This is a genomic window from Bacillus songklensis (assembly GCF_042649685.1).
Lineage (GTDB): Bacteria > Bacillota > Bacilli > Bacillales > Bacillaceae_H > Bacillus_BA > Bacillus_BA songklensis.
Genome location: NZ_JBHRZT010000020.1, coordinates 369,044 through 382,727, shown reverse-complemented (window position 1 = coordinate 382,727; position 13,684 = coordinate 369,044). Strand labels below are relative to the sequence as shown.

Genomic DNA, 13,684 nt, shown 5'->3' with positions numbered 1-13,684 from the left:
GGGCACATCCTTTCGTCGTTGAGGTTAAGCTGAAGTGAGCTGCTTAGTTGTTTGATCCGTTAAATAAAATAAACCTCCGTTAATGGTGTTGACGATAATTTTAGGTTCATACAACTCCTGTAACGCTTGTTTTTCTACTTCATAACATTCTGGCTTTTCATCCATATCCTCATAAAAATGATTGAGCAGTGCTAAATCTTCATTCCATTTTTTTTGGGCCTCGGCTGCCCACTCATCATTATCTTGTTCAATTTCCCCGCGAATAAACTGCTTTAGTCGGTTTAAACCGCTTTTCGGTTTAATGAGAGGAGAAAGGGTGAAACAGTAGTCGGGAATTCTCGCTGATAATTCCTGTTGTTCCAGTTTTTCTTGAAAAGATAAAACAATTGAGCCGGTAATCAGATGAAGCCCTAGTGACATCATAATATCTTTCTTTAAGTTGCAGTGATAAGAAATTTTTACGTTCATTCCGACCCAAGGATGCAAGGGCATTTGGGCCGGTTTGGTTTGATGGACATTCTCATATAAACGGATAAATGCTCCAAATTTTTGAGTAGAGGCAAATATTTGATGTAAACGTGGAGAACCAAAGTGAATGCGTTCTCCACGTATGTTTGAATCATCAAAGTTGGCATCCGTAATGAGAGTTAGTTTTGCTGGATTTGGAATACCCCCGGTTTTTTCAAGATAGTGCCAATAAAAAGGACGATTCATGAGCTCCTTATCCATCTCAATGGTAAGCTGTACTGTTAAGTAGAAAGGAGTTTCCTCCACAATCTCACAATGGTTGGCTGTAAAGTAGCGCTTTAAAAAAGAATGAATCTCATGTTGCTGCATGACGCGGCTCTCCTTCGTTTAATTGTTCGGCAAATTCGATGATGGACGTTAGATTATCCATCTTGATCTTCATTTCTCCTTCACTGCTCGAGTGCAGGAAAATATCCTGGATATGCTCTTCAAAGTTCTTGATTTCAAGTCGTGTTAAAATGTCGTCCAATTCACCAATCACTCGTTCAAACAAGTTAATTTTTTCATAGAGAAGCTTTAAAATATGCTCTTCAATCGTGTTGGCAATAGCAAAATTATAAATGTGTACATCTTGTTGTTGACCGAGACGGTGAATCCTTCCGATGCGCTGCTCCAATCTCATCGGATTCCATGGTAAATCAAAGTTGATGATATGATGGCAGAATTGTAAGTTAATCCCTTCACCGCCCGCTTCTGTTGCGATTAACACTTGGGCATTTTGCTGGAATAACTGTCTCATCCAGTCTTTCTTGCCTCGCTTGAATCCTCCACGGAAGGGAACGGAAGAAATGCCATGTTGTTTCAAGAACCACTGTAAATAAAGCTGAGTGGCACGGTATTCAGTAAAAATGATGACTTTATCATTAATTTGCTGAATAAGTTCCAGCGCTTTTTCTGCTTTCGCATTTTGGGAAATATTCCCGATCATCTCTAAGAGCTCTTCAATCATTTGATGAGGAGGCTGGTATTCTTCCGATTCGCGTTTCAACATGTTTTTTAATGTCATATAAACCGCTTCACGACTGCTGCAAGCTTCTCGTTGAAGCGTTAAAATGGAAAAGGCACTGTTTGAAAGGAAATCTCCTTTATAAGAGAGAATTTTTTCATAAAGTTCACGTTCTTCTGCTGAAAATTCAATCGGCACTGTTTGCACAATTCGTTTTGTCCACTCAATTCCTGTGTCTGCTCTCCGATTGCGAATCATGACTTTGCTAACAAGTTCGCGTAAGTGCTCATCATTTTGCACATCGCGGTTTTTCTTTGAGAACAACTCTTCAAAAAAGGTTTGGTTTCCTAGATGCCCTGGTTTCAAAAGGGAGACAAGGTTAAAAATTTCCTCCAATCTGTTTTGGATCGGCGTCGCTGTTAATAGCAAGCAAAATTTCTTTTTCAGCTGCTGAACAAATTCATAGTTTTTGGTTTTATTGTTTTTTAGCTTATGAGCTTCATCGATAATCACCAAATCGTAGTCTTGCTGGAAAACAAGATCGCGGTGAGGCGGGCGTTTGGCTGTATCGATTGATGACACCACAATATCGCATTGGTCCCATACGTATGATTTGCGCTGGGCAACGGCAGGAATATAAAATTTCTGGTTTAATTCCATTGTCCACTGGGAAACGAGGGAAGCGGGAACAAGAATCAATGCCTTTTTTACGAGACCGCGAATCATATATTCTTTTAAAATGAGACCTGCCTCGATGGTTTTTCCCAATCCTACCTCATCCGCTAAAATGGCTTTTCCGTTCATTTGTTCTACTACTTGTTTTGCTACTTCTAATTGGTGAGGAAGAGGAACTAAATCAGCTAGATATTTGGGCGCTTGCAGTCCTTCAAATTTAGGAATAACCGTTTGCTTTTGAATATGGTAGGCCAGCTTATACAGTTCCCAATCAGCCCAAGGCCCGTCTTCTTCTGTCTTTTCGAGAAACTGATTTGTCCATTCTTCATCAAACAAAATGTCAACGCTCATGGTAAAACACCCCTTTCCTCAAATTTTTATTGAACTTTTGTAAAGATTAATGATAGGATGTAAATGTAATTCAGAAATTTTTAAATAAACAATGCATTTGAACTTTGCGAACTTATTTTTATTTTAAGATTTGAATCGAGTATTGAAGTAGTTTTCAAATAGTATGACCAACAAATGACAATTTTATATGGGCGAATGAGAATAAGGGGAGAGACTGCTTAAATGCAGCGCCGAAGGAGCAAGTAAAAAGCGAATCTCTCAGGCAAAAAGACTCTTATTTGACGCAACTCTGGAGAGTGCTTGCAATATAAGCCACCCACGAGGCAAACCTATAAAACGACAGATGACGGGTAAACTTTCAGGTGAAAGGACAGAGACTTCCTAATATATTAGGGAGTAGTCTGTCCTTTTTTATATTCACTGAAAAGAACTAAAGGGGGAGCTGTAAATGACAGAGCTGAACAGAACACCGCTATATGATATATACAAGCAATCAGGTGCAAAACTAATAGATTTTGGAGGATGGGAACTTCCTGTTCAGTTTTCTTCCATTAAAGAAGAGCATGAAGCCGTAAGAACAAAAGCAGGTCTTTTTGATGTATCACACATGGGAGAAATAACGGTTATTGGGTCTGACAGCCTGGCGTTTCTTCAAAAAGTGATGACAAATGATGTTGCCGCATTAACAGACGGCAAGGCGCAATATACGGCTATGTGTTATGAAGACGGCGGTACAGTAGATGACTTGCTCATTTATAAAAAGCAAGATGGCGACTACCTGCTTGTTGTCAATGCTGCAAACATTCAAAAAGACTTCAAATGGCTTCAGCAGCATGTAAGCGGTGATGTTATGTTAAGGAACGTATCGGACGATATCGCACAGCTGGCGCTCCAAGGGCCTGTGGCAGAAGGGGTTTTACAAAAACTTACAACTGAAAATTTAGGAGAAATCAAGTTTTTTCGTTTTAAAGATGATGTGGAATTGGTGGGGGTAAAAGCGTTGGTTTCCCGTACTGGTTACACAGGGGAAGATGGATTCGAAATTTATTGCCGGAAAGAAGACGCTCAAACTCTATGGAATGCTATTTTAGAAGCTGGAAAAGAAGAGGGAGTTCTTCCTTGCGGCCTGGGTGCGCGTGATACTCTTCGATTTGAAGCGAATTTACCGCTGTACGGTCAGGAGTTATCAAAAGATATTACGCCGATTGAGGCGGGCATCGGCTTTGCCGTGAAAACGAACAAAGAAGATTTTATCGGAAAAGAAGTATTAAAAGAACAGAAAGAAAGCGGTGCTCCTAGAAAACTTGTGGGGATCGAAATGATTGATAAAGGCATTCCGCGACATGGCTACGAAGTGTTCATCGGAGATGAGAAAATCGGAGAGGTTACAACAGGCACTCAATCTCCAACACTTAAAAAAAATGTGGGAGTGGCGCTTTTAAAATCCGAATTTTCAGGTCTTGGAACAGAAGTGGGAGTGCAAATTAGACAAAAACGCCTAAAGGCAAGAGTGGTGTCAACACCGTTTTATAAGCGTTCAAAATAAGCGGTACAAATAGGGGAGGAACTAAAGGTATGATGCATCGATATTTGCCAATGACAGAACAAGACAAAAAAGAAATGCTGCAAACAATTGGTGTAGAATCCGTTGATGAGTTGTTTGCGGATATTCCGGAGAGTGTGCGTTTTCAGGGATTATATAACATAAAAGAAGCGGCATCTGAATCAGAACTTGTGAAAGAATTAAGCAAGTTATCAGCTAAAAATATCAATATGAAAGAGTATCCTTCCTTTCTAGGGGCAGGGGTGTATGATCACTACATGCCAATCATTGTGGATCATGTTATTTCCCGCTCAGAGTTTTATACGGCATATACTCCGTATCAGCCGGAAATTTCACAGGGTGAATTGCAGGCCATTTTTGAATTCCAAACGATGATTTGTGAATTGACAGGAATGGATGTTGCGAACTCTTCTATGTATGATGGAGGGACAGCATTAGCGGAAGCCGCTATGTTAAGTGCAGGCCAGACACGGAATAAAAAAATTTTAGTATCGAAATCCGTTCATCCCGAAGCTCGTGATGTATTAAAAACGTATGCTAAAGGTCAGTATTTAGAGGTTATCGAGATTCCAACAAAAGGCGGAGTGACCGATGTAGAAGGATTGGCTGCAAAAATGGACAGCGATGTGGCATGCGTCGTCGTTCAATATCCAAACTTTTTTGGTCAAATTGAGCCGTTAAAAGAAATTGAGAAAATTGCCCATCAGGAAAAAGGCATGTTTATCGTATCAAGCAATCCATTGGCTTTAGGGGTGTTAACACCTCCAGGGAAATTGGGAGCTGATATCGTCGTAGGTGATGCACAGCCATTCGGCATTCCTGCACAGTTTGGCGGCCCTCATTGTGGATATTTTGCGACAACCACAAAATTAATGAGAAAAATTCCGGGACGTCTTGTCGGTCAAACAACGGATGAAGACGGAAAACGCGGGTTTGTACTAACATTGCAGGCACGCGAGCAGCACATCCGCCGTGATAAAGCGACTTCTAACATTTGTTCCAATCAGGCTTTAAATGCGCTGGCAGCATCTGTTGCCATGACGGCTTTAGGAAAAAAAGGCGTGAAAGAAATGGCTTTGCAAAATATTCATAAAGCGCGTTATGCAATGAATGCAATCCAAGAAAAAGGATTGAATGTCGCATTTACCGGCCCATTCTTCAATGAAATCGTCGTTTCGTTCAATCGACCGATTTCAGAGGTGAACGCATATCTTCTTTCAAAAGGCATCATAGGCGGCTATGATTTAGGGCGCGATTATCCTGAACTAGAAAATCATATGTTACTCGCTGTGACAGAACTTCGTACAAAACAAGAAATTGATCAACTTGTGAAGGAATTGGGGGATTTCCATGCATAAAGAAAACCAACCGCTCATTTTTGAACTAAGTAAAGAGGGACGCATCGGCTATTCGCTGCCTGCGCTAGATGTGCCTGAAACCAACATTGAAGAGTTGATTCCTTCCGATTATATTCGTACAGAAGAACCGAATTTGCCGGAGGTATCAGAGCTTGATATTATGCGCCATTATACAGCTTTATCAAGACGTAATCATGGGGTAGACTCAGGCTTCTATCCGCTGGGATCTTGTACGATGAAATATAACCCGAAAGTAAACGAACAAGCCGCTCGTATGGCGGGTTTTGCCCATGTTCATCCATTACAAGAAGAGTCCACGGTGCAAGGCGCCATGGAACTAATGTATGACTTGCAGGAGCATTTAAAAGAAATTACGGGCATGGACGAAGTAACATTACAACCGGCCGCTGGTGCGCATGGTGAATGGACTGGGCTGATGATGATTCGTGCCTATCATGAAGCGAACGGTGATACACATCGTACAAAAGTTATTGTGCCAGACTCCGCTCACGGTACGAACCCTGCATCGGCGACAGTTGCAGGACTTGAAACGGTAACAGTGAAATCAAACGAGCAAGGGTTAGTAGATTTGGAAGATTTACGTCGTGTGGTTGGTCCTGATACGGCTGCGTTAATGTTAACAAACCCGAACACGCTTGGGTTGTTTGAAGAAAACATTTTAGAAATGGCCCACATCGTCCATGAAGCAGGCGGCAAGCTTTACTATGACGGTGCGAACTTAAATGCGGTATTAAGCAAAGCGCGTCCTGGTGATATGGGATTTGATGTCGTCCATTTAAATCTTCACAAAACATTTACAGGCCCTCACGGCGGCGGCGGACCTGGCTCTGGCCCTGTAGGGGTAAAAGCTGAGTTAATTCCGTTTTTGCCGAAGCCGGTATTGATTAAAACAGGAGAAGGATTCCACTTCGAATATGATCGTCCACAATCAATTGGCCGCGTGAAGCCGTTCTATGGAAACTTCGGCATTAATGTACGCGCTTATACGTATATTCGTTCAATGGGTCCTGACGGCTTGAAGGCTGTAACGGAATATGCGGTATTAAATGCGAACTATATGATGAGACGACTTGCAGAGTATTATGATTTGCCGTTTGACCGTCATTGTAAGCATGAATTTGTTTTATCAGGCAGACGTCAGAAGAAGCTTGGCGTTCGCACGCTTGATATTGCCAAACGTTTATTGGACTTCGGTTATCATCCGCCAACTATTTATTTCCCGCTGAATGTAGAGGAATGTATTATGATCGAGCCGACAGAGACCGAAGCCAAAGAGACGCTGGACGCGTTCATCGAGGCCATGGTCCAAATCGCCAAAGAAGCGGAGGACAATCCGGAAATCGTCCAGGAAGCGCCACATACAACGGTTGTAAAACGTCTGGATGAGACAACTGCAGCCCGCAAACCAATTTTGCGCTATCAGGCATAAGAAAAGCGGAGCCGGAGTTAGACAACAAGAAAAGCGGTGAGGAATGCTCTCACCGCTTTTTGGCATCTTCATCTTTTTTATTTCTTCGTTTTAATTTTACCCGACCATTGTTTAAAGCCGCCTTTTAATTGATAAAGCTCTTTATACCCGTTTTTGCGAAGCGTTTGAGCAGCGCGTCCTGTACGAATGCCGTTTTGGCAATACAGATAAATCGGCTGGTCTTTCCGTAATTCGCCCATTCTCATACGAAGCTGGGATAACGGGATATTGCGTGCGCCTAAAATGTGACCGCCTTCATATTCATTCGGTTCGCGAATATCAATAATTTGTGCTTTACGATATCCAGCACGAAATTCTTCTTCGGTTAACGTTTTTAAAATTTTACGCTGATAAAAATACATCGCAACAGAATATACGATGAAAGCTCCTAGTAAGATCAGTGCTATTTCCATTATAATCGTCCTTTCTTCGTCTAAATCACATAAGCCTATTATATAAGTGAAGTAAAATAGAAGTAAAGGCGTAATTCTTTTCCTCACCTGTATCTTTTGATACACTAAACAATAGTTGAAACGGCCTTTCTCTTAATGAGCAAAAATCAATGATTTTAGCGAAAGGGCCGTTTCATAAAAAGCAAGGATTCGAATTTTTAGAGCTTAAGGGACAATGGTTAGATGAAATTTAACAATATGATTAGGGATGAGAAACAAATGAAAGAAAAGTGGACATTTATTGATTCGGGAAATTGTGATCCTTACTATAATATGGCGCTCGATGAAGCGCTGCTGGAATGGCACAGTGAAGGGAAAATCCCGCCGACGATTCGTTTTTATGGCTGGAATCCTGCTACGTTATCAATTGGTTATTTTCAAAAAGCAGAGAAAGAAATCGATTTTGATATGGTCAAAAAACATAACCTCGGCTTTGTCAGACGCCCAACAGGCGGACGTGGAGTGCTCCATGAACATGAACTTACATACAGTGTGATCGTATCCGAAGAACATCCTGATATGCCCAAAACGGTAACAGAAGCATATCGGGTGATTTCACAAGGTTTGCTTGAAGGCTTTAAGCTATTAGGACTTGATGCTTATTTTGCTGTTCCAAAAACAGAAGAGGAGAAGAACAGTCTGAAAAACCCCCGTTCTTCCGTTTGTTTTGATGCACCGTCCTGGTATGAGCTTGTCGTAGAAGGGCGGAAAATTGCCGGCAGTGCACAAACCAGGCAAAAAGGCGTCATCTTGCAGCACGGTTCCATCTTGCTCGATTTAGATGAAGACAAGCTATTTAGTGTATTCAAATACCCAAGCGATCGAGTGAAAGAGCGCATGCAGCGTGCATTTCGTGAAAAAGCGGTGGCCATTAATGCGATTGCCGGTCGAACAATTGGACTGGAAGAAGCGAAAGAAGCTTTTCAAAAAGGTTTTGAGCTTGGATTGACAATCGAACTGGAACCATATACATTAACTGCTGAAGAAAGAAAGTATGTGGAGCATTTGGCTAAAACTAAATATGCATCTGATGAATGGAATTTCAGAAGATAGTATCCATATGTTGAGGCAAAAAATGCATAACTGCTGCTTAAAGCACGCAGTTATGTTTTTATTTTTGTGTTTTAAATTAAGGAATATTCCGACTTTTTGTCATAAGCTGTTGGGGTTCTATTTTTTCGGGTATCACATATGGTGGGGAACGTTCCATAAAGCTATGAGGTTCTAGGGGGGAACGTGTCAATCCTTTTTTATAAGGAAAATAAAATTTTTCTCTTGACAAAAACAATATATAGTATTGTTGAATTAATTGCGACACAATATATTGAATTTGGTTTTTGGCTGTGGTACGTTATTGATATCGCATGTTTAGATATTTTTTCTATAATTTGGAAAAATGGAGACATTATGAAACAAAATGTTGAATTTAGGGGAGTTGTAAGAATGACTGTTGCGTTAAATGAATCACCAAAAATCAACGTAGAAAAGCTGAATAAAGACATTCAGCTATTTCCGCAAGTTCACCCGATTACACCAGACATGAACAAAACACATAAAGGTGTATCGCGACTTGTGATGTTGGATCGTTATTCCTTTAAGGACACCGAGAAGCTGACATTATCTGCGGGAGACTTCGTCGTACTGACGGTGAAAGAAGATCCGAAGTTCCCGGCAAGGGGTCTCGGTTATATTCAAAAAATCAACTGGGAAAACAAAACGGCAACAGTGCTGATTGAAGACGAATTTCGTGGAGCGCTGACAGATGAAAAAGAAATCGAAACAGGCGTGATCACACGCTCGTTGGATGTGATTGAAAAGCCGCTTGAAGTGTATTATGAGCAAATCGCCAAACGGAATGCAACAGGCCTTGCATCCGTGGAAACGACAGAAGAGAAACGCCAGGAATGGTTTGAAAAGTTTTATCAAGAATTGGTTAATTTAAACTTCATTCCGGCTGGACGAGTTCTGTACGGAGCGGGAGCTGGCACGGACGTTACATACTTTAACTGCTATGTAATGCCGTACGTACAAGACTCGCGTGAAGGCATCTCAGAGCATCGCAAACAGGTCATGGAAATCATGAGCCGCGGCGGCGGTGTCGGTACGAACGGATCAACGCTTCGCCCGCGTAACACATTGGCACGCGGTGTAAACGGAAAATCATCCGGCTCGGTTTCATGGCTTGATGACATTGCCAAGTTAACGCACCTTGTTGAGCAGGGTGGATCCCGTTAAATAAGTGCCAAACGGCGGGATTAAAATCTCGTGAATTGCTGGAACACCCTAAAGCTTCATCAGCCACAACGCAGCTGGCAACGGCAAACGTGATGGCTAAAAAATGATGAAGATGTGACAATGGGCAATCAGCAGCCAAGCGTCTTTGGAAACGAAGATGAAGGTTCAACGACTATTGAAACTTCCTGAGATTACCAACATGTTAAGTTGTAAAAAAATGAATGGAGATGATGGTAATTATGGAAGGAGTAAACTATAGCCGGCGGCAACGAGGTTATAGGGCACGAGAAAAGGAAGAGCTTATAAATGCGATTGTAAAACTTCATATTAGAGTTTATGGACGTAACGGCTGGCTTAAAACTAGGGTCGGTTTTACGGGGACAAAAGAAATGTTAGAATCCATCTTACAATTTTTAAAGTCTTATGGCATCGGTCAAAATGTAAATTCAATATATGAAAAACAAGGCTGTTATGACTTGTATATTTCTAGTGTAAAGGAAGCGCAAAGTATGTTTAGTTACCTTTATAAGTATGGAAATATAAAACTAAATCGCAAATATGAAAAATTTTCTTCCTTGATGATATAGTCTGAACTCATGTGAAAGCATGAGAGCTAGGCAGAAATGACCTAGCCCACTAAAAAAGTGAGTAACAAATAGCGTGGCGCGCAAATGATTATGTTGGCGGATTAAAAAGCAAGTTAGATGCTAGTCCGCGTCATTCAGACAATGAATGACTAGAAAATCGGGTGAATTGCAGGGAAATCCTTAGAGACAATTGAGCTACAACGTGACTGGAAACAGTGAGCGTGAATGCTTTAAAAATCAGTTGTATTGGACAATCTGCAGCCAAGCACCGTACAGGTGAAGGTTCAAAGACTATCGAAACCGTGTATGTGAAGCACAGGGAGTAGAGTAGGGAAGGATACTCCTTCTCGAAGCGCCTGGCCCCTAACAGGTAAAGCTGAGGGTGATGATATAGTCTAATCCGTCTGCTTGAAAGCAGAGTTAAAGTATCCTGAAAAGGACGGTATTCATGTGGCATCCGGACATCATCGAATTCATCATTTCCAAAATGCAAAATCCGAGAATTTTACGATTCTTGCTTGAAAATACAAATGACGAGCAAATTAAAAAAGCCGCTCAAGATAAGCTGAAATTCACGCCGCTGACAGAGCAGGAGAAAGCGATGTACCAGGGAATCATCAATTATAAGCATATTCCTGGTTACGGCGGTTTCAGCGACAAAATCATTAAAGATGCAGAAGAAAAGCTAAAAACAGGCGGCAACTACAGCGTGCATAACCCTGAGTTTCTAACGGGTGCGAACATTTCCGTTTGCCTGACAAAAGAGTTCATGGAAGCTGTTGAAAACGATACGGATTATGAACTTCGCTTCCCGGCCGTAGAAACATACAATGAAGAAGAAATGAAAGCCTATAATGAAGAATGGCACAAAATCGGCGATGTACGTGAATGGGAGAGACTTGGCTACCGCATTCGTACGTACCGCACAATGAAAGCGAAAGAGCTTTGGAACTTAATTAACATTTGTGCGACCTATTCAGCAGAGCCAGGTATTTTCTTCATTGATAACGCGAACGACATGACAAATGCAAAAGCGTACGGTCAACAAGTCGTTGCGACGAATCCGTGTGGTAGAGTAGCTTAGTTTGCCTCACGTTAAAAATTGCGGAATGAAGCGGGAACCCTGTGATGGGAATCCGAACCGAAGGCTAAAGGTAAAGCTTTAGCCAGGGGCAACGCATAGGAGATGAACCTGCCTTAGCAGAATATAATTCTCCCACGAGGCCGCAACATTACACATGAATAAGCAATATCAAGGTTTGAATACGATAAAACGAGGTGCCCTAAGTGAATAGAGGATATGCAGGGTTTTACAATGGAGTTTATCTGAGAAGCTCTTATGAATATGCATACGTTAAGTACCTTGATTTTCTCAATATTAAATGGCAGTATGAAGTTCAAACTTACGATCTTGGATATAAAATTTATAAGCCGGATTTTTTCTTATATGACAAAAGTAATAATCTTTTGAAAATTGTTGAAGTAAAGTCTAGAGATAAAAAAGCACAAGCCAATGCTAAGAAGAAAATCGGAGAACATACTAAGAGATTATGGGCTTCCGATAGCATAGCAAACCAACGTATGATTGAAGGGCTCAGAAAAAGTGGATTATCTCAAAAAGGTAAAATTAAAGTACCTAGAGAGATAAGAATATGCTTTACATGTAAAAAAGAGTTTGAAGCCCTTATAACCTCAAAGCAACAAGTATACTGCTGTCAGTCCTGCGGGGGGCGTGCTAATATACGTAAAGCTACGCTAAAGCAAATGCAGAATAGAGAAGAACGATATGAGCTAATCAAACAGCATATCACTGATTGGACATGCAACAATAAAGAGATTATAATCCAGACTCCATTTAATAAAATAAAAACAAATCTGGCTCCTTTGCTTGAAGAAATACAAATCCAATATGGCATTAAAGATTTTAGAATAATCTCGACTGCTATATTCAACGAAGATCGTGGAAGAAAAGAACTTCTTCAATATATGAAAGATATTGCTAATAAAGTGTAATGAAAAGATATGCTGAACTTACACGAATAAAGAAGTGTAAGAAGTACGGATAAAAAGCCGTACGATAACAAAATTGGAACAACCTCTCGCACCATTTTCCGTATGTAACCTTGCAGCGGTGAACTTGGCGGAAATGGCCGATAAGGAAAACAAAACGGTTAACTTTGAAAAGCTGAAACAAACGGTAGAAGTGGGTGTACGCATGCAAGACAATGTCATCGATGCCACTCCTTACTTCCTGGAAGAAAACAAAAAGCAAGCGTTAGGTGAGCGTCGTGTCGGCCTTGGCGTTATGGGCTTGCATGACCTGCTTATCTATTGTGAAACAGAATACGGTTCAGAAGAAGGCAACAAGCTGATCGATAAAGTATTTGAAACGATTGCAACAACGGCTTATCGAGCTTCTGTTGAGCTTGCGAAAGAAAAAGGAAGTTTCCCGTTCTTAACAGGTGGGACAGAAGAAGAAACAGCTCGTTTGCGTGAAGCATTCACGAACACTGGCTACATGAAAAAGATGCCTGAAGATATCCGTGAAGATATTAGACAATACGGTATTCGCAACTCGCATTTACTGACTGTTGCTCCTACGGGGAGTACAGGAACAATGGTCGGTGTTTCAACAGGTTTAGAGCCTTATTTCTCATTTTCTTATTTCCGAAGCGGACGTTTAGGCAAGTTTATTGAAGTGAAAGCGGATATCGTTCAAGAGTATTTGGATCAGCATCCGGAAGCGGATCCGAATAACTTGCCGAACTGGTTTGTTTCAGCGATGGATTTAGCGCCTGAAGCACATGCGGACGTGCAATGCGTGATTCAACGCTGGATTGACAGCTCGATCAGCAAAACGGTAAACGCACCTCGCGGATATACGGTAGAGCAAGTGGAAAAAGTGTATGAGCGTCTTTACAAAGGCGGAGCAAAAGGCGGTACGGTCTATGTAGATGGAAGCCGTGACGCCCAGGTCTTAACGCTAAAAGCAGAAGAAAATTCATTTGATGATGAAGTGGAAGTAAAAGAAACGAAAAAAGAAAAGCCGCATGTTGTATTAGTGGAAACAATCAGTGATTTGCGTTCCACTGATGTGACGATCGGCTCTGAAGTCGGCAATACGTGCCCGGTTTGCCGTAAAGGAAAAGTAAAAGAAATCGGCGGCTGCAATACATGCACAAACTGCGGTGCACAATTGAAATGCGGTCTATAATTAAAACGAGAAAAGCTGTTGGCGAGGACTCGCCGGCGGCTTTTTAATAAAGCCGCATTAATTTTTAACATTCATGTTTACTTTTTTGGCTGTTCATGGCCTTTCTGCTCTTACATCTTGAATGGACTTATAAAGGTTCTCATATAAGCGGCTGGCAAGAACCCGTAAGGGAGATTGGCAGCCGCTTATGCATAAAGAATGGGATATGGGCGTTTTTTGCTCATATCCCATTCTTTATGTGAATTGATATATACAAAATTTGCAGGGAGGTGCCATTCAATCTTT

The 13,684-nt window shown here is 41.3% G+C and carries 9 protein-coding genes, 3 pseudogenes and 1 riboswitch; of the genes and pseudogenes, 9 read left to right on the top strand and 3 right to left on the bottom strand.

The genetic code is table 11. The features are described 5' to 3' along the window. Nucleotides 1-24: 24 nt before the first annotated feature. Both ACFOU2_RS04945 and ACFOU2_RS04940 read right to left on the bottom strand, forming a co-directional pair. On the bottom strand, nt 25-837 hold the full coding sequence (locus ACFOU2_RS04945; protein WP_377912770.1) for a YqhG family protein: 813 nt from the start codon (nt 835-837) through the stop codon (nt 25-27). Further along, entirely contained in the window at nt 824-2,500 is a 1,677-nt protein-coding gene (locus ACFOU2_RS04940; protein WP_377912768.1) for a DEAD/DEAH box helicase, read from the bottom strand. Before ACFOU2_RS04940 ends, ACFOU2_RS04945 begins: the two co-directional genes overlap by 14 nt. A gap of 195 nt (nt 2,501-2,695) precedes the next feature. Next, a riboswitch (glycine riboswitch) is annotated at nt 2,696-2,784 on the top strand. Between the two features lie 164 nt (nt 2,785-2,948). Here ACFOU2_RS04940 and gcvT point away from each other — a divergent pair. The 3 genes from gcvT to gcvPB are packed head-to-tail and all read left to right on the top strand — an operon-like array spanning nt 2,949 to nt 6,872. Beyond that, on the top strand, nt 2,949-4,046 hold the full coding sequence (gcvT, locus tag ACFOU2_RS04935) for a glycine cleavage system aminomethyltransferase GcvT (protein WP_377912766.1): 1,098 nt from the start codon (nt 2,949-2,951) through the stop codon (nt 4,044-4,046). 29 nt (nt 4,047-4,075) lie between these two features. Beyond that, nucleotides 4,076-5,422, top strand: a complete 1,347-nt coding sequence (gene gcvPA / locus ACFOU2_RS04930) for an aminomethyl-transferring glycine dehydrogenase subunit GcvPA (RefSeq protein ID WP_377912764.1) — start codon at nt 4,076-4,078, stop codon at nt 5,420-5,422. Next, nucleotides 5,415-6,872 carry an aminomethyl-transferring glycine dehydrogenase subunit GcvPB gene (gene gcvPB / locus ACFOU2_RS04925; protein WP_377912762.1) on the top strand — a complete coding sequence of 486 codons (1,458 nt, stop codon included), beginning with the start codon at nt 5,415-5,417 and terminating at the stop codon, nt 6,870-6,872. The genes gcvPA and gcvPB overlap by 8 nt, the downstream gene beginning before the upstream one ends. A 77-nt stretch (nt 6,873-6,949) precedes the next feature. Here gcvPB and ACFOU2_RS04920 read toward each other — a convergent pair whose 3' ends face one another. Next, a complete protein-coding gene (locus tag ACFOU2_RS04920) occupies nt 6,950-7,324 on the bottom strand; it encodes a rhodanese-like domain-containing protein (protein ID WP_377912760.1) in 375 nt (124 codons plus the stop codon). 258 nt (nt 7,325-7,582) lie between these two features. Here ACFOU2_RS04920 and ACFOU2_RS04915 point away from each other — a divergent pair, with 258 nt between their 5' ends. From ACFOU2_RS04915 to ACFOU2_RS04890, 6 genes and pseudogenes are all read left to right on the top strand, one after another. Beyond that, on the top strand, nt 7,583-8,416 hold the full coding sequence (locus tag ACFOU2_RS04915) for a lipoate--protein ligase family protein (RefSeq protein WP_377913582.1): 834 nt from the start codon (nt 7,583-7,585) through the stop codon (nt 8,414-8,416). 390 nt (nt 8,417-8,806) lie between these two features. Continuing rightward, nucleotides 8,807-9,595, top strand: a pseudogene (locus tag ACFOU2_RS04910) (ribonucleotide reductase N-terminal alpha domain-containing protein); the annotation flags it as partial. 242 nt (nt 9,596-9,837) lie between these two features. Continuing rightward, nucleotides 9,838-10,185, top strand: coding sequence for a hypothetical protein (locus tag ACFOU2_RS04905; RefSeq protein ID WP_377912758.1), 348 nt, complete (start codon nt 9,838-9,840; stop codon nt 10,183-10,185). 427 nt (nt 10,186-10,612) lie between these two features. Further along, nucleotides 10,613-11,257, top strand: a pseudogene (locus ACFOU2_RS04900) (vitamin B12-dependent ribonucleotide reductase); the annotation flags it as partial. Nucleotides 11,258-11,472: 215 nt separating this feature from the next. Continuing rightward, nucleotides 11,473-12,198 carry a restriction endonuclease gene (locus tag ACFOU2_RS04895; RefSeq protein ID WP_377912756.1) on the top strand — a complete coding sequence of 242 codons (726 nt, stop codon included), beginning with the start codon at nt 11,473-11,475 and terminating at the stop codon, nt 12,196-12,198. A gap of 76 nt (nt 12,199-12,274) precedes the next feature. Further along, a pseudogene (locus ACFOU2_RS04890) lies at nt 12,275-13,399 on the top strand (hypothetical protein); the annotation flags it as partial. Nucleotides 13,400-13,684 lie beyond the last annotated feature (285 nt).

What these genes read in the sequence shown, in the direction of transcription:
- ACFOU2_RS04945 (WP_377912770.1), bottom strand. Translation starts at nt 837, where the DNA reads ATGCAGCAACATGAGATTCATTCTTTTTTAAAGCGCTACTTTACAGCC.
- ACFOU2_RS04940 (WP_377912768.1), bottom strand. Translation starts at nt 2,500, where the DNA reads ATGAGCGTTGACATTTTGTTTGATGAAGAATGGACAAATCAGTTTCTC.
- gcvT (WP_377912766.1), top strand. Translation starts at nt 2,949, where the DNA reads ATGACAGAGCTGAACAGAACACCGCTATATGATATATACAAGCAATCA.
- gcvPA (WP_377912764.1), top strand. Translation starts at nt 4,076, where the DNA reads ATGATGCATCGATATTTGCCAATGACAGAACAAGACAAAAAAGAAATG.
- gcvPB (WP_377912762.1), top strand. Translation starts at nt 5,415, where the DNA reads ATGCATAAAGAAAACCAACCGCTCATTTTTGAACTAAGTAAAGAGGGA.
- ACFOU2_RS04920 (WP_377912760.1), bottom strand. Translation starts at nt 7,324, where the DNA reads ATGGAAATAGCACTGATCTTACTAGGAGCTTTCATCGTATATTCTGTT.
- ACFOU2_RS04915 (WP_377913582.1), top strand. Translation starts at nt 7,583, where the DNA reads ATGAAAGAAAAGTGGACATTTATTGATTCGGGAAATTGTGATCCTTAC.
- ACFOU2_RS04905 (WP_377912758.1), top strand. Translation starts at nt 9,838, where the DNA reads ATGGAAGGAGTAAACTATAGCCGGCGGCAACGAGGTTATAGGGCACGA.